19 protein-coding genes and 3 pseudogenes are annotated in these 22,210 nt (G+C 38.9%); all 22 read left to right on the forward strand.

From position 1 onward, the window contains the following. Window positions 1-10 precede the first annotated feature (10 nt). Window positions 11-1,471, forward strand: a complete 1,461-nt coding sequence (locus DWZ76_RS11815; RefSeq protein WP_118472780.1) for a sugar transferase — start codon at window positions 11-13, stop codon at window positions 1,469-1,471. A gap of 392 nt (window positions 1,472-1,863) precedes the next feature. Next, a complete protein-coding gene (locus DWZ76_RS11820; RefSeq protein WP_118472781.1) occupies window positions 1,864-2,184 on the forward strand; it encodes an NAD-binding protein in 321 nt (106 codons plus the stop codon). 730 nt (window positions 2,185-2,914) lie between these two features. Beyond that, window positions 2,915-3,190: pseudogene (locus tag DWZ76_RS11825) on the forward strand (UDP-glucose 6-dehydrogenase); the annotation flags it as partial. A 601-nt stretch (window positions 3,191-3,791) separates the two neighbouring features. Further along, a complete protein-coding gene (locus DWZ76_RS11830) occupies window positions 3,792-4,841 on the forward strand; it encodes an NAD-dependent epimerase/dehydratase family protein (protein ID WP_118472783.1) in 1,050 nt (349 codons plus the stop codon). A gap of 20 nt (window positions 4,842-4,861) precedes the next feature. Then, window positions 4,862-6,112 carry a nucleotide sugar dehydrogenase gene (locus DWZ76_RS11835; RefSeq protein WP_270497555.1) on the forward strand — a complete coding sequence of 417 codons (1,251 nt, stop codon included), beginning with the start codon at window positions 4,862-4,864 and terminating at the stop codon, window positions 6,110-6,112. 19 nt (window positions 6,113-6,131) lie between these two features. Next, a pseudogene (locus DWZ76_RS11840) lies at window positions 6,132-6,503 on the forward strand (sugar phosphate nucleotidyltransferase); the annotation flags it as partial. Beyond that, window positions 6,485-6,718, forward strand: a pseudogene (locus tag DWZ76_RS11845) (sugar nucleotide-binding protein); the annotation flags it as partial. The pseudogenes DWZ76_RS11840 and DWZ76_RS11845, both read left to right, overlap by 19 nt. A 33-nt stretch (window positions 6,719-6,751) precedes the next feature. Further along, window positions 6,752-7,753 (forward strand): kinase, encoded by a 1,002-nt coding sequence (locus tag DWZ76_RS11850; RefSeq protein ID WP_118472784.1) that lies wholly within the window; start codon window positions 6,752-6,754, stop codon window positions 7,751-7,753. A gap of 4 nt (window positions 7,754-7,757) precedes the next feature. Further along, on the forward strand, window positions 7,758-9,089 hold the full coding sequence (gene gmhB / locus DWZ76_RS11855) for a D-glycero-beta-D-manno-heptose 1,7-bisphosphate 7-phosphatase (RefSeq protein WP_118472785.1): 1,332 nt from the start codon (window positions 7,758-7,760) through the stop codon (window positions 9,087-9,089). Between the two features lie 20 nt (window positions 9,090-9,109). Next, on the forward strand, window positions 9,110-9,769 hold the full coding sequence (locus DWZ76_RS11860) for an SIS domain-containing protein (RefSeq protein ID WP_118472786.1): 660 nt from the start codon (window positions 9,110-9,112) through the stop codon (window positions 9,767-9,769). Between the two features lie 4 nt (window positions 9,770-9,773). After that, window positions 9,774-10,511 (forward strand): WecB/TagA/CpsF family glycosyltransferase, encoded by a 738-nt coding sequence (locus DWZ76_RS11865; protein ID WP_118472787.1) that lies wholly within the window; start codon window positions 9,774-9,776, stop codon window positions 10,509-10,511. A 4-nt stretch (window positions 10,512-10,515) separates the two neighbouring features. Continuing rightward, a complete protein-coding gene (locus DWZ76_RS11870; protein WP_118472788.1) occupies window positions 10,516-11,709 on the forward strand; it encodes a glycosyltransferase in 1,194 nt (397 codons plus the stop codon). Then, window positions 11,672-12,223 (forward strand): acyltransferase, encoded by a 552-nt coding sequence (locus DWZ76_RS11875; protein ID WP_270497559.1) that lies wholly within the window; start codon window positions 11,672-11,674, stop codon window positions 12,221-12,223. The genes DWZ76_RS11870 and DWZ76_RS11875 overlap by 38 nt, the downstream gene beginning before the upstream one ends. A 232-nt stretch (window positions 12,224-12,455) precedes the next feature. Continuing rightward, window positions 12,456-12,728 carry a DapH/DapD/GlmU-related protein gene (locus DWZ76_RS11885; RefSeq protein WP_182431321.1) on the forward strand — a complete coding sequence of 91 codons (273 nt, stop codon included), beginning with the start codon at window positions 12,456-12,458 and terminating at the stop codon, window positions 12,726-12,728. A gap of 16 nt (window positions 12,729-12,744) precedes the next feature. Continuing rightward, on the forward strand, window positions 12,745-13,884 hold the full coding sequence (locus tag DWZ76_RS11890) for a glycoside hydrolase family 99-like domain-containing protein (protein WP_118472791.1): 1,140 nt from the start codon (window positions 12,745-12,747) through the stop codon (window positions 13,882-13,884). Beyond that, window positions 13,878-15,104, forward strand: a complete 1,227-nt coding sequence (locus tag DWZ76_RS11895; protein ID WP_118472792.1) for a glycosyltransferase — start codon at window positions 13,878-13,880, stop codon at window positions 15,102-15,104. The genes DWZ76_RS11890 and DWZ76_RS11895 overlap by 7 nt, the downstream gene beginning before the upstream one ends. Before the next feature lie 36 nt (window positions 15,105-15,140). Then, window positions 15,141-16,415, forward strand: coding sequence for an O-antigen ligase family protein (locus tag DWZ76_RS11900; RefSeq protein ID WP_118472793.1), 1,275 nt, complete (start codon window positions 15,141-15,143; stop codon window positions 16,413-16,415). Beyond that, window positions 16,412-17,482: a polysaccharide pyruvyl transferase family protein gene (locus DWZ76_RS11905; protein ID WP_118472794.1), complete on the forward strand. Its 1,071-nt coding sequence runs from the start codon at window positions 16,412-16,414 to the stop codon at window positions 17,480-17,482. The genes DWZ76_RS11900 and DWZ76_RS11905 overlap by 4 nt, the downstream gene beginning before the upstream one ends. A 1-nt stretch (window position 17,483) precedes the next feature. Beyond that, window positions 17,484-18,902 carry an oligosaccharide flippase family protein gene (locus tag DWZ76_RS11910; protein ID WP_182431322.1) on the forward strand — a complete coding sequence of 473 codons (1,419 nt, stop codon included), beginning with the start codon at window positions 17,484-17,486 and terminating at the stop codon, window positions 18,900-18,902. A 5-nt stretch (window positions 18,903-18,907) separates the two neighbouring features. Further along, on the forward strand, window positions 18,908-20,101 hold the full coding sequence (locus DWZ76_RS11915) for a Coenzyme F420 hydrogenase/dehydrogenase, beta subunit C-terminal domain (RefSeq protein WP_118472796.1): 1,194 nt from the start codon (window positions 18,908-18,910) through the stop codon (window positions 20,099-20,101). Then, a complete protein-coding gene (locus tag DWZ76_RS11920; RefSeq protein WP_118472797.1) occupies window positions 20,079-21,152 on the forward strand; it encodes an acyltransferase in 1,074 nt (357 codons plus the stop codon). Before DWZ76_RS11915 ends, DWZ76_RS11920 begins: the two co-directional genes overlap by 23 nt. Before the next feature lie 575 nt (window positions 21,153-21,727). Continuing rightward, window positions 21,728-22,210, forward strand: a 483-nt coding sequence (locus DWZ76_RS11925) for a hypothetical protein (RefSeq protein ID WP_147353138.1), incomplete at its 3' end; no start/stop codon positions are given.

Here is a 22,210-nt window from a genome sequence, read left to right on the forward strand (position 1 = left end):
AGCGGTAGATATGTACAGAAGAAATTCAGGCGGATGGATGAAGCATATCGATTTCATCATCCTGGATGTGATTCCTCTGCAGGCGGCATTAATACTTGCCTATGCATGCAGTGGGTATGGATGGGATATATACACACCGATTTTGTATCGGAATATGGCGATTTTTTTAGGAATGATGGATCTGATTTTGCTGGTTTGCCGGGAGACAATGCGGGGAGTCATAAGAAGAGACCATTTTGTGGAATTTATAGTAGCTGTCAAGCAGGCCGTTTTTATAGAAGGCAGTGCTCTTTTATATCTGTTCCTTCTGCAGGAAGGGCAGAGGTATTCCAGGCTGGCACTGATGCTGACGGCTGTCTTCTATATCGGAATCGCATATATTGTGCGTGAATGCTGGAAATGGCATCTGCAGCGGAAAAAAACAGTCGATGGAAACAAGCGTGTTCTGCTGATTGTGACAAATGAGGACATAGCCGGACGGACGGTCAAAACGATCAAGGAAAACAATTATGCACAATACATGATTGCGGGGGTCTGCCTGATCGGATGTCACGAATCGCATGTAGGAGAGAAAATCGAAGAAATCCCTGTGATAGTGGAGGAGGAAGAACTTCCCCATTATGTCTGCCAGGGATGGATTGATGAGGTTGTTGTTATAACCTCAGAGATGGTGCCATATCCGGATAAGCTGCTGAACCAGCTGACAGAAACCGGCGTAACGGTGCATCTGAACCTGGCAAAAGTGACAAGTGTGCCGGGAAAGAGACAGTTTGTGGAGAAAATAGGACCGTATACCGTGCTGACAACGAGCATCAATTATGCGTCGTCTTTCCAGCTTTTTCTCAAACGGATGATGGATGTCATAGGCGGACTGATCGGCTGTGCATTGACGGCGGTACTCTTTTTATTTCTTGCACCTGCGATTTATCTGTCATCACCGGGACCGATCTTTTTTACCCAGGAAAGAGTCGGAAAAAATGGAAAACGGTTCAAAATGTACAAATTCAGAAGTATGTACATGGACGCCGAAACACGCCGTGATGAGCTGATGAAAGAAAATAAGCTGGGCGATGGAAAGATGTTCAAGCTTGATTTTGACCCGCGCGTGATCGGAAATCAAATCATGCCGGATGGAAGCCATAAGACCGGAATCGGTGAATTTATCCGCCGGACAAGCCTGGATGAATTTCCTCAGTTTTTCAATGTGCTGAAAGGAGATATGTCGCTTGTAGGCACCCGCCCGCCGCTGATTTCAGAGACCAATCTCTATGAATTGCACCATAAAGCCAGACTGGCGATCAAGCCGGGTATTACCGGTATGTGGCAGGTCAGCGGTCGAAGTGAAATCACGGACTTCGAAGAAGTTGTCCGCCTCGACCGGGAGTATATCACTAATTGGAATATCGGAATGGATATAAAGATTCTGATGAAGACGGTGATGGTGGTTTTGAGGAGAGATGGGGCGGTGTAAGGGGGACAAGTTATCCATAAGTGGATGGCTTCGATTGAGAGCAGAGAAAAGCCTGATTTCATGCGGGTTTGCGCGGCTTGACCTTTTCACCTCAACTTGTTTCTGCTTGTCATGGTGCGTTACGGCCAGCGTGCTTTCAGGGGTTAATGGCTTCTGGTTGCGCTCTATACTTAACCCATCACAGCGAAAGCTGATAGAGCAGAAAACAGAATAAGGAGGTACGAGGACAAGCCTGCGTATAGATTGTTGTTGCAATCTGTATACAGGCTTGTTGTTGTGCTTTGAAGTAAGTTGAGGGGGTAAAAGTATACGATTGGCAAGAAATACGTGTACATATATAAAAACACCTTTTGAGGTAATTAGGTCCAAAGAAGACCGGAGGAGTAAATATTATGAAGAATTTCAAAATCGCTGTTGCTGGCACTGGTTACGTTGGGCTGTCGATTGCAACTTTGCTGAGTCAGCATCATCAGGTAACTGCAGTTGATATTGTACCGGAGAAGGTTGAGCTGATTAACAATCGCAAGTCTCCGATTCAGGATGATTATATAGAGAAGTACCTCGCAGAGAAAGAATTAAATCTGACCGCGACGTTGGATGCGAAGACCGCATACACAGATGCAGATTTCGTTGTAATAGCGGCACCTACAAATGTCTACTCAACAAACCGTATTGACGTAGCAACATCGAAAAGAACCTGTTTTGCACACTAATTGGGGCTGCTGAAATTGGCTATATTTCACAGCTGTATGAGCTATAAATGCTAGATGCTTATACAAAACGCTGAATTTTTGCCCCATGTGGCACAAAATTGGCACATCTTTTTCAGAAGAACCATAGAAATGGCGGAAAACAGGGGAAAACAAAAAAATCCGTGAGTTTATCATTAACGTCTGAAACTGCTGTTGAGTACACTATTTAACCTGCTAATGACATCTACATCATAACGGTTTGTTGAGTCATGAAAATTACGGAAAAACAGACGATTTCTACTTCATAAAACAGCTGTTGAGTAGAGCATTGATGGCGATGATAAATACAGATTTTGTGCGGTGAGAGTGAATGATTTGTTCATAACGAACAATGAATGGTGAGAATTTGACCGGATGATATATACAGTTTTAACAAAACTCATGCGCCGACAGGGTTCGATTCGACAATCCAACACTTAGAAAAAACGTCATTGCAGGGTATACGGGGTTCGACTGTATAAATCAACACTTCGGCTATAGAGGAATAGAGACGAGTGTACTCAACGGATGTTTTATGGAGTAGAAAACAAGGGAAATATGATTGCTGGGGTAGTTGGATACGACAGTATAAGAAAACACTTAGCCGAGTGTGGTTATCACACATGAGGAATTAGAGAGAAAGACCATCCATATGGATGTGTACATAGAAAATTAGAGGATATGCCCGATGAGGGCCGGAGGAGTAAATAACATGAAGAATTACAAAATCTCCGTTGCGGGCACTGGTTATGTTGGTTTGTCGATTGCGACATTACTTTCTCAGCATCATCATGTGACCGCTGTGGATATCATTCCGGAGAAGGTCGAGATGATCAACAACCGGAAGTCTCCGATTCAGGATGACTATATTGAAAAATATCTGGCAGAAAAGAATCTGGATCTGACTGCAACCCTCGATGCAAAGGCTGCATACTCGAATGCGGATTTTGTTGTAGTGGCTGCCCCGACCAATGTCTACTCAACAAAAGCAGTCGAGTTCTGATGGTCTATGGTGGAGTTGAATATACATACAAAAACACCTGATTTTGCATAAATATGCGCTGCATTTTACTCTGAAAATCATGTTTTGTGCAGTAGGACGTTAATACTGATAACTGCATTTATCTGCGTGGCGTTGAGCAACGGACGGAAATTACTAATATTCTGTCGTGTAGACATCATAAAAAATGAATAAATCATTGTGCAGGTTGCAATAAGAATGATAGATATATTTGTATGATTATTACAAAAAAGATGGAATGGGAAAATCTGGCAAAATAGAAGCAAAAAAACGGGTTTACTCAACAGATTAACACTTTGATGTAGAGGGCGGAGAGTGTGGCGTATGAATATGCGCCGGAGAAAAGTAGTGAAAGGTGCAACTGATTTTATTGAGTGAACCTGTCTGGATAATGATATGCAGGAAAATGGACGAAATACCGAGAAAAGATTTGATTGCTGCGGCAAAAGGGTACGACAGCATAAGAAAACACTTAGCCGTGTGAGCGGCAAGAGGAAAAAGGAAATACTATCTGTGAAGAGCAGATGTGTACATAGATTAGGAAATTAACCAAAACGGAGGAATACATATGAGCACAGTTACTTTAGATAATAAAACGATTTTAGTCACAGGTGCAGCCGGCTTCATAGGCTCTAACCTTGTGAAAAGAATCTATCAGGAGGCTCCTTCTGCAACGGTCATCGGCATTGATAACATGAATGCTTACTATGACGTTGCCCTGAAAGAGTTCCGTTTGAATGAGCTGGCCAAGTATCCCACATTCACTTTTGTAAAAGGCAACATCGCTGACAAGGCATTGATCACAGAGCTGTTCGAGAAATATAAGCCTGCTGTGGTCGTGAACCTTGCAGCACAGGCTGGTGTGCGTTACTCCATCACCAACCCGGATGCCTATGTGGAATCCAACCTGGTCGGCTTTTTCAATATTCTGGAAGCCTGCCGTCATTGTGAGAGCTTGGAGCATCTGGTGTATGCTTCCTCTTCCAGTGTCTATGGTTCCAACAAGAAAGTTCCGTACAGCACGGATGACAAGGTAGATAACCCGGTTTCCCTGTATGCGGTAACCAAGAAATCCAATGAGCTGATGGCTCATGCTTATTCCAAGCTGTACAACATCCCGTCCACCGGTCTGCGGTTCTTTACGGTGTATGGTCCTGCTGGTCGCCCGGATATGGCTTACTTCGGCTTCACCAATAAGCTGGTGAAGGGCGAAACAATTAAGATCTTCAACTACGGCAACTGCAAACGCGACTTCACTTATGTGGACGATATTGTTGAGGGCGTTGTCCGCGTAATGAAGAAAGCTCCGGACAAGAAGAATGGTGAGGACGGCCTGCCGATTCCGCCGTATGCAGTTTACAACATCGGTAATCAGAATCCGGAAAATCTACTGGACTTCGTGCAGATTCTGAGCGAGGAACTGGTTCGTGCGAAAGTGTTGCCGGAGGATTATGACTTCGAGGCACACAAGGAGCTGGTTCCGATGCAGCCGGGCGATGTGCCTGTTACTTATGCAGATACGAGCGCTTTGGAGCGTGACTTCGGATACAAGCCGAGCACAAGTCTGCGGACCGGATTAAGAAATTTCGCTGAGTGGTACGCTGAGTTTTATAAATAAGAGATTAGAGGGATAAAGAAATGAGAGAGTTTAAGGATTTGAAGATTGCTGTGGCTGGTACTGGTTATGTGGGTCTTTCCATTGCTACGTTGTTATCTCAGCACCACAAGGTGACTGCAGTGGATATTATTCCTGATAAAGTGGAGATGATTAACAATAAGAAGTCTCAGATTCAGGACGAATACATTGAGAAATATCTGGCAGAAAAAGAGTTGGATTTGACTGCAACTCTGGATGCAAAAGAAGCATACTCCGATGCAGATTTCGTGGTCATTGCTGCACCTACAAATTACGATAGTAAGAAGAATTTCTTTGACACAAGCGCAGTCGAAGCGGTCATCAAACTGGTGATTGAGTATAACCCGGAAGCCATTATGGTTATCAAGAGTACCATCCCGGTTGGTTACACTGCATCGGTTCGTGAAAAGTTCCACTGCGATAATATCATCTTCAGCCCAGAGTTCCTGCGTGAATCTAAGGCTCTCTACGATAACCTGTATCCGAGCCGCATTATTGTCGGTACAGATGTGGATAATGCTCGTTTGGTGAAAGCGGCACACACTTTTGCAGAACTCCTGCAGGAAGGCGCAATTAAAGAGAACATTGACACTCTGTTTATGGGCTTTACCGAAGCAGAAGCTGTCAAACTTTTTGCGAATACTTATCTGGCTCTGCGTGTCAGCTACTTCAATGAACTGGATACTTATGCCGAGATGAAGGGATTGAATACCCAGCAAATCATTAACGGTGTTTGCCTTGATCCTCGTATTGGTACTCATTATAACAATCCGTCCTTTGGCTACGGCGGCTATTGCCTGCCGAAAGATACCAAGCAGTTGCTGGCAAACTACGCTGATGTGCCGGAGAACCTGATCGAAGCTATTGTTGAAAGTAACAGAACAAGAAAAGACTTTATCGCTGACCGTGTGTTGGAGATTGCTGGTGCGTATGAGGCAAATGATAGCTGGGATGAGAGCAAGGAGAAGGAAGTCGTTGTTGGTGTTTACCGCTTGACCATGAAGAGCAACAGCGACAACTTCCGCCAGAGCAGTATCCAAGGTGTCATGAAACGCATCAAGGCAAAGGGTGCAACGGTTATTATCTACGAGCCGACATTGAAAAATGGTGAGAAGTTCTTTGGTTCTGTTGTTGTGAATGATCTGGACGAGTTCAAGAAGCAGAGTCAGGCCATCATCGCAAACCGCTATGATAAGTGCCTGGATGATGTGAAAGAGAAAGTGTACACGAGAGATATTTTCCAGAGAGATTAAGAAAGACGAGGGATACAGAATGAAAGGCATTATTTTAGCGGGAGGATCAGGCACTCGTCTGTATCCGTTGACGAAAGTTACGAGCAAGCAGCTCTTACCTATTTTTGATAAACCGATGATTTACTATCCGATGTCCGTTCTGATGAACGCTGGCATCCGCGACATTTTGATTATTTCCACACCACAGGATACTCCTCGTTTCGAGAACTTGCTGGGTGATGGGCACCAGTTTGGTGTGAATTTGACCTATGCTGTTCAGCCTTCTCCGGATGGATTGGCACAGGCCTTTATCATTGGTGCTGATTTTATTGGCAATGATTCTGTGGCAATGGTTCTGGGCGACAACATCTTTGCGGGTCACGGATTAAAGAAACCAATGAGGGCGGCTATATCAGCTGGTATGATTTCACGAAAGAAATCTACCGTCAGGCTGGATATAAGACGGAAGTCCTGCCGGTGACCACGGCAGAGTACGGTCTGAGCAAGGCTGCTCGCCCGTTCAACAGCCGCTTAGATAAGAGCAAGCTGGTAGAAGCTGGATTTACTCCGCTTCCGACCTGGCAAGATGCGCTGAGCCGTTATCTGAAAGAAATCGAGCAGTTTTGATTTTATATAAAATGCGCAATAAGGAGAAAATAAATGATTATTACAAAAACACCGTTTCGTATGTCTTTCTTCGGTGGCGGAACAGATATGGAAAGTTTTTTCAAAGATAATGGTGGTGCGGTTTTGTCCACCACATTTGACAAATATTGTTATGTAAATGTGCGTCATCTGCCGCGTTTTTTTGACTACTCTACAGAATTATCTTACTCGAAAACAGAGCGAGTAACTGACATCAATGACATCCAGCATCCGGCTATCCGAAATGCAATGAAGATGTTAGACATGCACGAGATTCGTCTCACTTATGAAGCGGATCTGCCTGCCCGTTCAGGTCTTGGCACATCAAGCTCATTTGCAGTTGGTATGCTGAACGCCTTTTATGCATTAAAAGGGAAATATGCAGATAAGAAGAAGTTGGCAGATGAAGCAATCTATCTGGAACGCAACCTTTGCCATGAAGCAGGCGGATGGCAGGATCAAATTGCAGCATCTTTTGGTGGATTTAATCGCATCAACTTTAATGCAGATGGTTATGAAGTTCTTCCGGTAATCATCTCATCGGAAAGAAAGAAACAGCTCAACCAAAACTTAATGATGTTTTTCACTGGCTTTACCCGCTTCTCTTCTGACGTACAGAAGGCAAACGCAGCAGGAAAGACGGATAAAACAGCACAGCTGAAAGAGATGCTTTCTTTGGTAGATGATGCAGAGCGGGTTTTGACGGATAAAGAAAGCGATTTGGATGATTTTGGACGGCTGCTTGACCATACTTGGAAGTTAAAGCGGCAGACTGGCTCGGCTGTGTCAACAAACAGTATTGATGAACTGTATGCAAAGGGGATGGCTGCTGGTGCTTTGGGAGGAAAGTTGCTCGGTGCAGGTGGTGGCGGTTTTCTTGTATTCTATGTACAACCGGAGCGTCAGGACGCAGTGCGCTGGGCAATGAGAGATTTGCTGTACATCCCATTTAAGTTTGAGGATGGCGGTACAAGAGTGATCCACTATACACCAGAAGATTATACACCGAGGAACTGAGAATATGAAAGTAGTAATTATGGCGGGTGGAAAGGGAACTCGTATTTCTTCCGTGGCGAGTGACATTCCAAAGCCAATGATAAAAATTGAGGGCATTCCTGTTTTGGAACGAGAGATTGAATGTCTGAAAGAGCAGGGCTTCGATGACATTCTTATTACTGTGAGTCATCTTGGAAATATCATCATGGATTATTTTGGTGATGGTTCTGGAAACTCACCAGTGACAGGGCAGCCGCTTGGTGCACATATTGAATATTATTTTGAACAAGAACCACTGGGTAATGCGGGTGCACTGTTCAAGATTAAAGACAAATTAGCAGAAGATTTTCTGCTTTTGAATGCTGATGCTATGTTTGATGTGGACTTTAACAGATTTGTTGAGTATCACAAGCGACATGGTGGACTGGTTACACTTTTTACTCATCCTAATAGCCATCCGTATGATAGCGGGCTGATTGTTGCAAATAAAAATGGTGCGGTTGAAAAATGGCTTGCAAAAGAGGATGAAAGGCCGAAGTATTATCGAAACCGCGTGAATGCGGGGCTTCATGTCATTAACCCAAAAGTATTAGCACTTTCCAAGATTGATGCCGAAGCTGTTGGAAAAATTGGTGGTGACGGAAAACCCGTAAAAGTGGACTTGGATCGCCGGTTGTTGAAGCCTCTTGCTGGAACAGGAAAGATGTTCTGTTACGACAGCCCGGAATATGTTAAGGATATGGGAACACCGGATAGGTACTATTCTGTGTGCGCTGATTATCGAGAAGGGCGCGTTACAGGAAAGAATCTGAAAAATAAGCAGAAGGCGATATTCCTTGACCGAGATGGAACGATTAATAAATATGTTGGTTTCCTTCGGAACATTGATGATTTTGAGTTGATAGATGGAGTTGCAGAAGCGATTCGCAAAATTAATGAGTCGGGATATCTTGCAATCGTCGCAACTAATCAGCCTGTAATTGTTCGTGGTGAAGTATCATTTGACGAGTTAGAAGAAATTCACAACAAGATGGAAACGCTTCTCGGCAAGGAGGGCGCATATCTGAATGCAATCTATTATTGTCCGCATCATCCTCATAAGGGATATGAGGGGGAGCGTCCGGAATTGAAGATTGATTGTGACTGCCGAAAGCCAAAGCCAGGGATGCTATTGAAAGCAGCCGAAGACTTTAATATTGATTTGTCTCAATCTTGGATGATTGGTGACGGAGAGAATGATATTAAGGCTGGAATCAACGCTGGGTGTAAAACTGTGTTAATTGGAAATGGTGACGAAAACTACGGTCAAATGATGATGGTTGATTCTCTGTTGGCGTTTGTGAAGATATCCTTGTGAAAAAATTGCGGAGTATAAAAATGATAGAGCTAAAAGAAAATATAAAAAAACATATTGATTTGCTTTGTGAACGTTATCCGGCATTGAAGATTGTAGAAGATGATATTGCAAGGGCATATCAGATATTAGAAGATTCATATAAAAATGGCGGAAAACTGTTGGTTGCTGGAAATGGTGGATCTGCAGCGGATGCAGAGCATATCGTTGGGGAATTGATGAAAGGATTCAAACTTCCAAGAAAACCGCAGTCGGATTTTGCAGACAAGTTAATTCAGACAAATACAGAATTAGGAGCTGTTTTGGCTGAAAACTTGCAGGGGGCACTCCCTGCGATTGCCTTGGATGGCCATCCGGCATTATCTACGGCCTATATGAATGATTGTGAGCCACTTCTTTGTTTTGCACAGCAGGTAAATGGCTATGGCAAAACGGGTGATGTGTTCCTTGGCATTTCAACAAGTGGTAACAGTAAAAAAGTTTTGTATGCAGCGACAACTGCTCATGCAAAGGGTATGAAAGTAATCGGTCTGACAGGGGCAAAAAGCAGCAAGCTTGAGCAGATGAGTGATGTGTGTATCAAAGTGCCTCAGATAGAGACCTATATGATTCAGGAATTCCATCTTCCGGTTTACCATTGCTTGTGCTTAATGTTGGAAGATGAATTTTTTTGGGAGAACTGATGTGATGGAAAAACAACCATTGCTTAACACATACATAAACAATGTCACAATGTCGGAGACGGTAGAAGCCATTGAGCAGATGATTACTGCAGATAAAAAATCCTACATTGTGGCAATCAATGTGGATGTTGTTATGAAAATAGAAGATGATCCATACCTAAAGAAGGTCGTTGATAGAGCTGATATGGTGCTGGTAGACGGCAAGCCGTTGGTATGGATTTCTAAAATGCATGGCAAGCCGTTAAAAGCGAAAATTTCGGGGTCTGATTTGGTTCCACTGCTTTGTGAAGCTGCGGCTGAAAAAGGATATAAAATCTTTATTATTGGCGGAAAAGATGGCATTGCGGCACAGGCGAAAGAAAAATTAGAAAGCAAACATCCGAAGATTCAAATCGTCGGAACTTATGCGCCCCCATTTGGATTTGAAAAGGATGAGAAAGAGTTAAATCATATTAATCAAATGATTTCTGATGTGAAACCTGATTTGCTGATTGCGTGCTTTGGATGTCCTAAACAGGAAAAATGGATTTATGAGAATATCGGAAAGTATGATGCAAAAGTTTCAGTATGTGCAGGCGCAACGGTTGACTTCCTTGCTGGAAATGTGAAACGTGCACCACGCTGGATGAGTGAGCATGGTTTGGAGTGGTTTTATCGCTTCTTGCAAGAACCAAAACGGATGTTTAAGAGATACTTTATAAACGACATAAAGATTGTCAATTTGATAAGAAAATATAGGTAATGACATGGAAAATATATGTTTTGTTGTAAATAAATATCCAAATGAATTTGAACCATATATGCTTGTTTTTTTGCAGCAACTTGCTTGGGAATTTGCAGATATGGGGAAAAAGGTAACCGTGATATGTCCTTTGCCCGTAAATTTGAATAGGAAGTATTTGCAGATACCTTATCACACCAGAGAATATACAGAAAAGAAGAAATCTATTGATATATACTGGCCAAAAACAGCAGGGCTTGGTCAATCGCATTATGTTTTGGGAAGAAGCCCAGTTGGAATAACGACTTTTTTCTTAGAAAAAGCAGCGGAACGCGTAATTAGATCATTCACAGAAAAACCAGATGTTATATATGGACATTTCATGGCACCGTCCGGTATTGCTGTGGCAAGATTAAGTGATACGTTCAAAATTCCTGCTTTCTTTGCGTTAGGTGAGTCACATAATACAATAGAACAGTTTGGAGCAGAAAGGGCAAAGGAAGAACTAAAAGATATTGCAGGAGTTATAGCTGTTTCAACATATCTAAAAAGATGGATAGTTGATGCAGGTGTTCTTGAAGATGATAAAGTGGAAGTCTTTCCAAATGGAATTAATGGAGATAGGTTTAGAAAATATAATAAGACTTATGCACGCGATTACTTTGGATTACCAAAAAATGAAGTGCTAGTAGGATTTGTTGGTGCATTCAACGAGCGAAAAGGGATTCTGCGAGTGTGCGAAGCTATGAAAACGGTTAGAGGTGCAAGGTTAATATGTGCGGGGAAAGGTGAGCAGAGTCCCTATGGCGATAATTGTATTTTTGCAAAGTCTTTAAAGCCAGAAGAAATACCGCTGTTTAATAGTGCAGCAGACATTTTTGTGTTACCAACGTTGAATGAGGGATGTAGTAACGCAATCGTTGAAGCAATGGCTTGTGGATTACCGATAATATCATCAAATAGAGCATTTAATGATGATATTTTGGATGCGGAATGCTCTATTAGAGTAAATCCAGTTGATGTCGATGAAATTCATGAAGCAATTCAAAAACTTGTTTCAGACCCTATTAGTAGAGAAAAAATGTCAGAAGCCGCAATAAAAAAAGCAGAAAATTTGACATTGAGTGTGCGCGCTCAAAATATTCTGGCGTACATTGAAAATAGAATAGGAGTATGGGAAAGTGAAAATACGGATAGGAACAGAAGAAAGAAGTTTTAGTTCGGCTAAAGTTTGGAGAGTGTTTTATGCACTTTTTGGACAATGGCTGCCTAGATCCTGTTATTCAAAAATATGCATGAAAATTAGATATTTCTTCCTAAAAAAAATTGCCAAAAATACTGGCAAGAACGTCAATATAGAACAGTATGTCGTATTTGGAGAGGAATTTGAAATCGGTGATAATTCAACCGTTGGATTTCGATCTGATCTATATGGTCCAGTTAAAATTGGAAGAGATGTTATGTTGGGACCGGAGGTAGCTATCTATACTCATAATCACCGTCACGATGAAACTGATATTCCAATGATTCAGCAAGGATATACGGAGATGAAACCTGTATATATAGATGATGACGTGTGGATTGGGAGAAGGGTGTTGATTATGCCAGGAGTCCATATAGGAACAGGAGCAATTATAGCCGCAGGTTCAGTTGTGACCAAGAACGTTGAGCCATACAGTATTGTAGGGGGGAATCCGGCCAAACACATCAAATATAGAAGGGAAAATCTATGAGTGTAAAAATATATATTAAAAAGTCATTAAATGTGTTCTTCTGGTGTCTGGATAAAATATCAAGAAAGGCTTATGTGAAATTCTATCCCAAATATTTAAATTGGCTTGGAATAAAGATTGATACGAAAAATTGCGAGCAAACATGGATTAGTCCAACTGTGTTTTTGATAGTTCGCAATATGATTTAATAGAGATAGGAAAAGACGTCACCATTTCTTTTGGGGTAAAAATATTGGTTCATGATTTTAGTATTAAACACGCAGCTAGAGTTATTTGTAAAGAAGATAAAGTGAAAACATCAATAAGGAAATCTGTTAAAATCGGAAATAATGTTTTTATCGGTGCAGAAACAATGATTTTGCCGGGAACAGTTATATGTGACAATTGTATTGTGTGTGGGGGGACTGTGATTAAGGGAAAAACAGATCCAAATGGAATATACGCAGGAAACCCGGCAAAAAGGATAGGTTGCGTTGAGACATTTGAAAAAAAATATATAGATTGACATAGGAGCAGATAGGATGAAAACAATTGCTTTTTTTGTACCTCAGTATCATCAAATTCCATTAAATGACAAATACTGGGGCGAAGGATTTACAGAGTGGGATAATGTAAAAAATGCGAAATCACTATTTGAGGGACATATTCAACCTAAGATTCCACTGGATAACAATTATTATAATTTATTGGACCGTAGAACAAAGATATGGCAACGTGATTTGGCTAAAGAATATGGCATTTATGGTTTCTGCTATTACCACTATTGGTTTAACGGAGAAATGCTTTTAGAGAAACCTTGTGAGCAGATTTTAGGCGATTCGGAATTGGATCTGCCATTCTGTTTTTGCTGGGCAAACGAAGCGTGGTCAATGGAGTGGACTGGTAAAAAAACAGTGATTATGCCACAATTTTATGGTGAAAAAAAAGAGTGGCTTGAGCATTGGAAATATCTCCTGCAGTTTTTCAGAGATGATAGATATATAAAAATAGATGGGAAACCTGTTTTGATTATTTATCGACCAGAATCAATAGAATGCCTCAGTGAAATGCTGCAATATTGGAGAGAATTGGCATTCGAAGCAGGGTTTCCTGGTATGGTTTTTATGAACCAAAGTGCGGAGTTTATGTTGGACAATAGAAAAGATCACAGCCAAATAGATTTTGAAATTGAATATGAACCAATTAACTCCAGAAAGAGTTTGGGGAAGAACAAATTTGCAAATATAAAAAGACTAAGAAGAGATGTTATGAACTTCTGTGAAAAAAAATTTGGTTGGGATTTACGGCGACATGGCAATTATCTTTTAATGAAGGCGACTAATATGCAAAGGCCTAGTTATGATGAGGCGTGGAAAGACATTTTAACTAGAAAACCGCATGGCAATAATTCGATTCCATGTGCATTTGTAAATTGGGATAACAGTCCGAGATATCATGAGAGAGGACAGGTTTATATAGGTGCAAATCCAGAAAAATTCAAAAAGTATTTTTCGGCACAGATTAAGCGGACAAAAGAAGTCTATCATAAGGATATGATGTTTATTTTTGCATGGAATGAATGGGGAGAAGGTGGTTATCTGGAGCCGGACGAAGAAAACAAATATGGTTATCTTGAAGCTGTAAGAGACGCTTTAAAGGAGAATGATGAGTTTCCATGGTAAAAAAATATAATAGTCAGAAAAATATTATTTGGATTGCTTCTAATGCCCCCTACAGTGGAGCACCCGCAGCGGGAGGTCAGACTTTTAATTATTACCTAAATGGTTTTAAGCGAAGTGCTGATTTTAATATTAGACTGGTGTGTTGGGGGGATATTTGGAAAAAAAAGGAAATTGAAGATGAGCAAAAGGATATAGTTCATCATGTGATCTATACTGAACCAACACTAAAATCTAAAATTAAAAAAATTAGCAACATTGAGTCATCATATAATCCATGGAACAAAAATGCCAATCTGATTTCAAATTATTGTGCAAATGAAATCATAAACACATTAGTTAACTGGAAAGTTGAGGGTTTTTTGCCAGATTGTATTATTTTAGAATGGACAAATACGGTGGTGCTAGCTTCTCGAATACATAAGATATTTCCAGATGCTAAACTAATCGCTTCTGAGCATGATGTGACATTTGTTGGCTATAAAAGAAAAGCAAAGTATTTTAAAGGAATAAAAAAGATTTTATGGAAACATAAATACCTTTATGAAAAGAAAACGGAACTGAATGCTTTGAGAGAGTGTGACTTAATACTTCCACATAATGCTGAAAACAAGGAAGTGCTAATAAAGTGCGGAGTAAATGAAGAGAAAATTCAATGGCTTGTTCCTTATTATAGTAATATGTCGGGGTGTGCAAGAAAATCTAACAACCGAGATATACTTTTCTTTGGAGCCATGTCTCGCCCAGAAAACTATTTAAGCGCAATTTGGTTCATAGAGAATGTGATGCCCTTATTGAATGATTTAGATGTTCGTTTCGTTATTGTAGGTAGTAAACCGCCAGAGGAATTAAAAAGATTTAAGTCCGACCGTATTGTGATTACTGGATTTGTTAATGATACACTTCCGTATTTTGAATCTTCCATGTGCTTGGTAGCTCCATTAGTTCTAGGAGCAGGAATAAAAGTCAAAATATTAGAGGCCATGTCATCAGGAATTCCAGTGTTGACAAATGATATAGGGATTGAAGGTATTCCGGCTGAAAATGGGTCAACATACTTCCATTGTAATGATGCAGAAACTTATAATAAAATTATTCGACAATTGTATAGTGGTGAGATTGACACTGAAACGGTTTCTATTAAATCAAGAGAATTTATGAAACAGTTGTTTGATGTTGAAGGATCTTTGAGACGGTATATGTATTTGTGCAAGGAATTATAACATGGAATGATCGAAGCGTAGTAAAGGAGGCGAATTATGAAAATTAAAGTCAGCATAAATACACCTAAAATTGTGTTGTTGATAGCCTTGCTTTTGTATGCGCTATCGCAACAGAGTTGGGGTGGGCTTATTTCTGGTACTATTATGTGGCGTATACTCTTTTTGGGATGCGTCGTATTTGGTATTACAGCATTTTTCAAACTAGTTAAGACACCTTCATTGTACATGGTTATGAGTGTTGCAATGATAGCAGTTGTCCTTTTGTTTAATAATCAAAACCTTAGCAATGGAAGTAATGGCTATGAATTGGTGTTTTGTGAAATAGTGCTATTTTCAATCTCTGCATATCGAGGTGATTATTGGATTAAGAGTTCGTTGAAATTGATGCTTATGTTGGGCGTTTTTTATGCACTGATGACATTGTTGTCATTTTCTAGTAAAGGGTTCTATGATTTGATCATATATCCTTTCATATCTTCAATTAACGATACCAGTCATATGGGATTGAGTGCGTATTATTCCAATGGATTTACAGCACATTATAGTTTTAATGGAATGTATGTTGCAATGGGAGTATGCATAGCGATGGGGAGCTTAGTACCTTTGAGCGGTTGCCAAAATGTGAGAAAAAAATTGTTGAAAGTCATATTTGTCGTACTTATGTTTTTAGTTCTTCTCTTGACAAATAAGCGCGCTCATATACTTTTTACTGGAGCTGGAGCTTTCTTAGCGTACTACTTTTATAATAGTAATACGCCAACTAAAAGAATAACAAAAATTATGGCATTAATAATTGGTGTTTTACTGGCGGCATACTTTCTTAGCTATTTTATGCCGGATGCTTTTGAATTTTTAAGACGTTTTGAGGAATCGGCTAATGGTGAGGGTGGCATATCCAATGGTCGATATATAGTTTGGGGAATTGCAACAGCGTTTGCCAGTGGGAATAAGATGTTTGGAACAGGATGGTGGTCTTTTTATCGTTATTTCGGAGCCCATGTACATAACATATACCTTCAGCTTTATGTTGAAACGGGACTGATTGGCACAACGATATTCATTCTTTTCTTTTTTAATGCTTATGTTAAAAATATTGTACTTATCAAAGAAATCCGTAGAGAGAAAGTGTTTTTATCTGAAAACGCTGAAAAGCATTTAATTATTTCGCTTATTTACCAGACTTTCTTTCTGTTATATGGAATAACTGGCACATGTCTTTATGAAATTCCAACATTGGTTCCATATATAATTTTTGCGACAATTACGGAACATTACTGGTATTTGAATAAGAAAGGAGTCTGTAGACTATGAAAATTGGCATACTAACATGGTATTATGGAGCAAATTATGGTGCAAAAGCCCAGGCTTATGCGCTAAATCAAGTTGTGTCTCATTTGGGGCATACGGTCCAGATGGTAAATTATAAAACCAATGGATTTGAGAAAGTCAATATAGGAACTAATTTAAATGTTGAGCGTGCAAAGCATCATCCGGTTTTATATTTGAAATGTCTATGGCGTGTAAAAAATTTCTGGGAAGTAAATAAATACTTTAATGAATCAATTGTTATTCGTAAAGGAGAGGATGTTGATAGTTTAGGACTGGATTGTGTGATATTTGGAAGTGATGCAATCTTTAATGTTAATCATAAGCTGTTTGAAAAAATATATATGGGTGTTGGGATCAAGAAAACAAAGAAAGTTTCTTACGCACCTAGTTGTGAAGATTTAAATCCTAATTATAAATTAAGTAAAGAATGTATAGATTCTTTACGACAATTCTCAAATGTATCTGTTAGGGACGAGAATACTAAGCGGTTACTAAAAAATAATGTTGGCATAGATGCAGTGGAAGTCTTAGATCCAACACTTTTGTATGATTTTGTTGATATTAGTACCAGATGGGATGAGAAAGATTATATTTTAATTTATACATTTTCGGATTGGAGCATATATCAAAAGCAAATCCAGTTATTTGCAAAAGATCATGGGCTCAAGATTATTGCAGTAGGGAGATATTGTAAATGGGCATATAGATCTTACACAGCAGCATCATTTGAACAATGGATATGTTCGTTCAGGAAGGCTACATATGTTTTGACTGATTCATTTCATGGTACAGTTTTTTCTATTAAGAATAATAAGCAAATGATTTTATGTAGTAGACCAGATAAGAGAGCTAAAATTGAGAGTCTATTAAATGATGCGAGAATACAACGGAAATTTTATGATGGCAAGGAATCTATAGAGACTTACCTTCAAGCAGTAACAATAGATTATCAAGAAGTGAATCAGAGTATGAAGAAACTGGTTGATTTCTCAATGGCATATTTGCAAAAGAGTCTTGCAGATAATGTAGATTATTATGGTGAACACTAATATGAACGAAAATAAGAAAGCAGGAATTGAGAATGCATTTAAGGCAGGTGTATGGTATTCACTATCTGCTATTGCGGCAAAGTCAATTTCGATAATTACAACACCTATTTTCACGCGAATGATGTCAACATCAGACTATGGAATTGCAGCGACATTCTCATCGTGGTATTCGATTTTTTTGATATTATGTACTGCTAATCTTTCATATAGCCATTCCAGAGCCAAGATTGATTTTCCGGGACAGTTTACTAGATATGTGGGGGCAACACATACTTTATCTTATCTGATTACAGGAGTATTATCAGTAGTTGCAATTTTATTTCTATCACCGGTAGCAAAATTTTTGGATCTAAATCCTGCTTTGATTCTGCTTTTGTTGATATATCTTTTCTCAGGCGGGACAATTAATATTTCTCAAAGTGAGAATAGATATTGTTATGATTATAAGAAAAATATTTTCATAACATTATTTACTACTGTTGGAACTGTGCTTTTTACATTTCTTTTCCTTGGCATCATTAAAGAAAACCGTTATTATGCAAAAATCCTTGGATTTGTTGTTCCATCTCTATTACTTGCCGTTTGGATTGTTATCTTACAAACAAGAAAAAGAGCATTTTGTATTAACTTAGATTATTGGAAATATGGGCTTCGCATTTCAATGCCTTTGATTTTCCATACCATATCTTTGAATGTGTTAACTCAGTCAGACCGTATAGTGATTAATAAAGTGTGTGGAAGCGAGGCTGCTGGTATATATAGTCTGATTTATCAATATGCAATGCTGATAAATATTATCTTAAATGCAATTAATGAGAGCTGGAATCCATGGTTTCATGACATATATAATGAAAGGCGCTGCGATCTGATAAATAAAAACATTACTCCGTTGAATGCTTTTGTTTCATACATATGCATCGGGTGTATTACAGTTGGTCCAGAAGCGATAATGATTTTAGGGGGAGAAAAATATATCTCAGGTCAGGATTGTATTTTCCCGATTGTTTTGGGACTTTTAGCACAATTTCTGTTTAGTCATTATATTATTATTGAAGTTCACCATAAACAGACTCAATTTACTTCGCTTGGAACAATTATTGCAGCAGCTATCAATTTGGGATTAAATGTTGCATTAGTACCGTTTTTTGGATTTACATGCGCGGCATATACAACCCTAATTGCATATTTGGTGCTTTACTTAATTCATTTATATATAACAAGGCATATGCTGAATATTCACTTATACAATGATTTGAAGATTTTTGGATGGTTTGGCGTGGTTGCATTATATGGTATATTATCAAAAATTTTGTATAGAACGATCATGCCGAGGTATGCACTATTTTGTATCGTTACGATTGCTTTGTTTGCAATATATAAAGATGTTGTGTTGGGCTTAATAAAGAAAAAAAGGAGTTAACAAAAGTGAGCGAGAATATATCATTGGTTGGTGCGTCCTGTTGCGGGTGTATGGCGTGTGAAGCAGTATGCCCAGTACATGCCATAGAATTGGATACACGGGGGGGGTATTGGTACCCGAAAATTAATGCTTGTGTTTACTGTGGTAAGTGCTTGGATGTTTGTCCGATATTAAACTCGGAGCATAATAAGGTTAAGGAGAAAAATACAGCATATATAGCATATCTTATAGATGAACAAGAGCGAAGAAAAAGCACATCGGGCGGTCTATTTTTTGCCATTGCTACATATGTGATTCAGCATGATGGTGTTGTTTATGGTGCGGCATTTGATGATAGTATGAGAGTTACACATCATCGTGCTTCAACAAAGCAACAAGTTACTATGCTTCGGGGAAGTAAATATGTCCAAAGTGATATTCGTTTAGTTTTTCAACAAATAATAGATGATTTGAAAACAAAAAAAATGGTTCTTTTCTCTGGAACCCCGTGTCAGGTATCAGCAGTTAAATCTTTTTGTGAAAAGAAAGCAAATTGTGACAACCTTTTTTTATTAGAAATACTCTGCTATGGTGTTCCAAGTCCAATGATCTTTCAAAATCATCTCAAACAAATTGAATTGAATTATAAAGATGCAGTGTGTAATTATTTATTTCGAGACGAAAGTGGTGGTTGGGGGCAATATTACATTCACAGCGCCGATCTAAAAAATGGAATGCATCTGTACAATGAAACTCTGTTCCAAGACCTAGAGAAATTGTATAGGTCACATTATAATGTGCGGCAGAGTTGTTTTGAATGTCGATATATAGGAAGAAAGCGATGTGCAGATATAACCATTGGAGATTGCTGGGGAGTACATGAGATAACAAAAGAGTTTGATAGTAAGGATGGGGTTTCTCTTGTGCTTATAAATACATCTTTTGGAAGAGAAGTTTGGAACTCAATTTGTAATGATGTGAATTCTTTGGAGATTGAGTACAATGTTTTGGAAAAATCAAATGGTGTTCTTGTGCATGGACCGGAGAAGCCAAATGATTACGAGGAATTCTGGAAGTGGTTCCAAAAAAGAGGATATTTGGAGACACTCATCAGATTCACTCCGTATGGTGGGATACGGTATAGTATCTACCATAAAATATGTAACATGAAAAATAGATTAAGAAAGAAATGGTACAATGAAGATAGAAAAAGCGGATGAGAGAGCTGTGATACAAATCCTTAGAGGAATTGCAATAGTGTTAGTTGTTATACACCATGTCATGAAGTGTTTTTCGCTTTCGAACGAATTGAATACCTTATTGACGATCATTAACACAGTCCATGTTGTTGTTTTTTTTGTAATTTCAGGTTGGCTTTTTGAAAAAAAGAAATGTAAGTATAGGAAGAACGGCATTTTTCTGTTTCTTAAGAAGAAGTTTTGTCAATTAATAGTTCCTTATACGACTTTTTCCTTTTCATTTGCGATTTTGATATGGTTGGGAAGCCATATTGAAGTGCTGAAACAAGCAACCTTGGCATTAGCTAAGGGAAGAGTTAAAAGTCTGGTTCAAATCATTGTTGATATCGTTTTATATAGAAATGTATATTATGAATCACTTTGGTTTGTCTATGCAATGTTTTTTTTAATGGCTTTAATGTTTTTACTTTATGATGATAGATTTGTGAGGCTCCCTTTTGTAATAAGTATGTTGCTATTGGCCACTTTTATAAAGTCCTATGCATGGATGCTAATTGATTTGGAACGATGGACGATTCTTAATAATACTATTATGTATTTTCCATGGATGCTGTTTGGAAGGCTGCTTTACACGAGGCTACACAATGGATTTGTAGTGAAGTGGAATATAGTTGCTATTGCAGCTCTTGTTCTTTCAATGTGTATTATTAGATGGTATTATATTGATCTTAAGTGTTTTATGGGACTATATGCTAGAGCTATTTGGCAAGGATTGGAATTTCTTGCAATAAGACTCTCTTTTTTGGCATTAGTGTTAGCCTTGTCCAAATGGTTAATTATAACGGATAAATATAAGCCGATTGAATATATTGGTGATATGTCGTATGATATTTATTTGATTCATAATCCTTGGATTGTATCAACCCTGTCTATTATTTTGAAGAATCGGGTTACGATACCTTTGGCTATTGTGATTGGCACAATAATGACTATTGTAATAAGTGTTACTGTAATTAATGTGATTAAGTGTTATTTAAATCCTATTTACAAGGTATACTTCGGAAAGATTTAATTAGAAATTTGACTCGTGCGTCCATTTCACTGAGGGGGTTAAAATCCTGCCTGAAAAGAGAATAATCACCTCGTTTGTTGGCTAGTCCGCATAAAATCAACTATATTATATGACTGTGTGAAAATACCTGTAAAGGTAAGAACATCAAAAATGCCATGTGTAAGCATGGCTACGCCGTCCGAAAATGCTGCCTCTACGTGGCGGACGGCAGGCAACGGGAGTGTGTCTGGACACCTCCGGCTAAAGCATCACGTTCTTTGCAATAAATAGCACATTCATAACTAACTAAAGAAATAAAGGAATAAGTTTGGAAAAGTTCTTTAGAAGATAGTCTTTAGGTATATTTCAATACAATAATCCGATATTTCAATTGGCTCCATGTTTACAAATATTCATAAGGAATATAATAATGCGAAACATTTTAGCTTTTAGACGTTGTACAGGTGAGGAAATCCGATGGCTTGTTGGAACTTTTGAGTCGCAATTTCCAACATCATCGAATTGGCAGATAAAAGAAGTTGATATCAATGAAGTTATACCGCTCTGTAAGTATGTGTATAGCAGGAGATTAGAATTTGCTAAAGAGAGCATACGAAAGTGCATTCGTTATGGTGTTCCACTGTTCTATCCGTATGTTGTCGAATATGATAATGGAGATACACATTTGGTTACATAGCTATAGATATTACCCATTGATGCCAAAACCAAACATTGCGGGAGAAACAATCTATTACGCGGGCAAATATTTCGCCTCTAATGTGACACATTTATTGAAAACATCATATAATAAATTAATTCAATTTTCAAATCCAGTATGTGGGAATATGTTGAGATATAAACTATATGGGATCCTATTTAAAATCGATATTGTTGGATTTACTTTGATGTATAATAAAATTGTCGATGAAATGAAGAGCTTTGATGAAACAGGAAAAGAAATAGCGTTACATTTTATTGCAGGAATTTCTAATATTTTTGAGAATGAAATGCAAAAATTCGATATTTTGAATATTACGGTTCAAATGTACCCCTGTTCCGAAGGAACGGATACCGGCAGT

Source organism: Clostridium sp. AF35-15, assembly GCF_003477745.1.
In the GTDB taxonomy this organism is placed as follows: domain Bacteria; phylum Bacillota; class Clostridia; order Lachnospirales; family Lachnospiraceae; genus Otoolea; species Otoolea fessa.

What these genes read in the sequence shown, in the direction of transcription:
- DWZ76_RS11850 (WP_118472784.1), top strand. Translation starts at nt 6,752, where the DNA reads ATGATTATTACAAAAACACCGTTTCGTATGTCTTTCTTCGGTGGCGGA.
- DWZ76_RS11905 (WP_118472794.1), top strand. Translation starts at nt 16,412, where the DNA reads ATGAAAATTGGCATACTAACATGGTATTATGGAGCAAATTATGGTGCA.
- DWZ76_RS11820 (WP_118472781.1), top strand. Translation starts at nt 1,864, where the DNA reads ATGAAGAATTTCAAAATCGCTGTTGCTGGCACTGGTTACGTTGGGCTG.
- DWZ76_RS11815 (WP_118472780.1), top strand. Translation starts at nt 11, where the DNA reads ATGTACAGAAGAAATTCAGGCGGATGGATGAAGCATATCGATTTCATC.
- gmhB (WP_118472785.1), top strand. Translation starts at nt 7,758, where the DNA reads ATGAAAGTAGTAATTATGGCGGGTGGAAAGGGAACTCGTATTTCTTCC.
- DWZ76_RS11870 (WP_118472788.1), top strand. Translation starts at nt 10,516, where the DNA reads ATGGAAAATATATGTTTTGTTGTAAATAAATATCCAAATGAATTTGAA.
- DWZ76_RS11830 (WP_118472783.1), top strand. Translation starts at nt 3,792, where the DNA reads ATGAGCACAGTTACTTTAGATAATAAAACGATTTTAGTCACAGGTGCA.
- DWZ76_RS11920 (WP_118472797.1), top strand. Translation starts at nt 20,079, where the DNA reads ATGAAGATAGAAAAAGCGGATGAGAGAGCTGTGATACAAATCCTTAGA.
- DWZ76_RS11900 (WP_118472793.1), top strand. Translation starts at nt 15,141, where the DNA reads ATGAAAATTAAAGTCAGCATAAATACACCTAAAATTGTGTTGTTGATA.
- DWZ76_RS11865 (WP_118472787.1), top strand. Translation starts at nt 9,774, where the DNA reads ATGGAAAAACAACCATTGCTTAACACATACATAAACAATGTCACAATG.
- DWZ76_RS11895 (WP_118472792.1), top strand. Translation starts at nt 13,878, where the DNA reads ATGGTAAAAAAATATAATAGTCAGAAAAATATTATTTGGATTGCTTCT.
- DWZ76_RS11835 (WP_270497555.1), top strand. Translation starts at nt 4,862, where the DNA reads ATGAGAGAGTTTAAGGATTTGAAGATTGCTGTGGCTGGTACTGGTTAT.
- DWZ76_RS11890 (WP_118472791.1), top strand. Translation starts at nt 12,745, where the DNA reads ATGAAAACAATTGCTTTTTTTGTACCTCAGTATCATCAAATTCCATTA.
- DWZ76_RS11910 (WP_182431322.1), top strand. Translation starts at nt 17,484, where the DNA reads ATGAACGAAAATAAGAAAGCAGGAATTGAGAATGCATTTAAGGCAGGT.
- DWZ76_RS11860 (WP_118472786.1), top strand. Translation starts at nt 9,110, where the DNA reads ATGATAGAGCTAAAAGAAAATATAAAAAAACATATTGATTTGCTTTGT.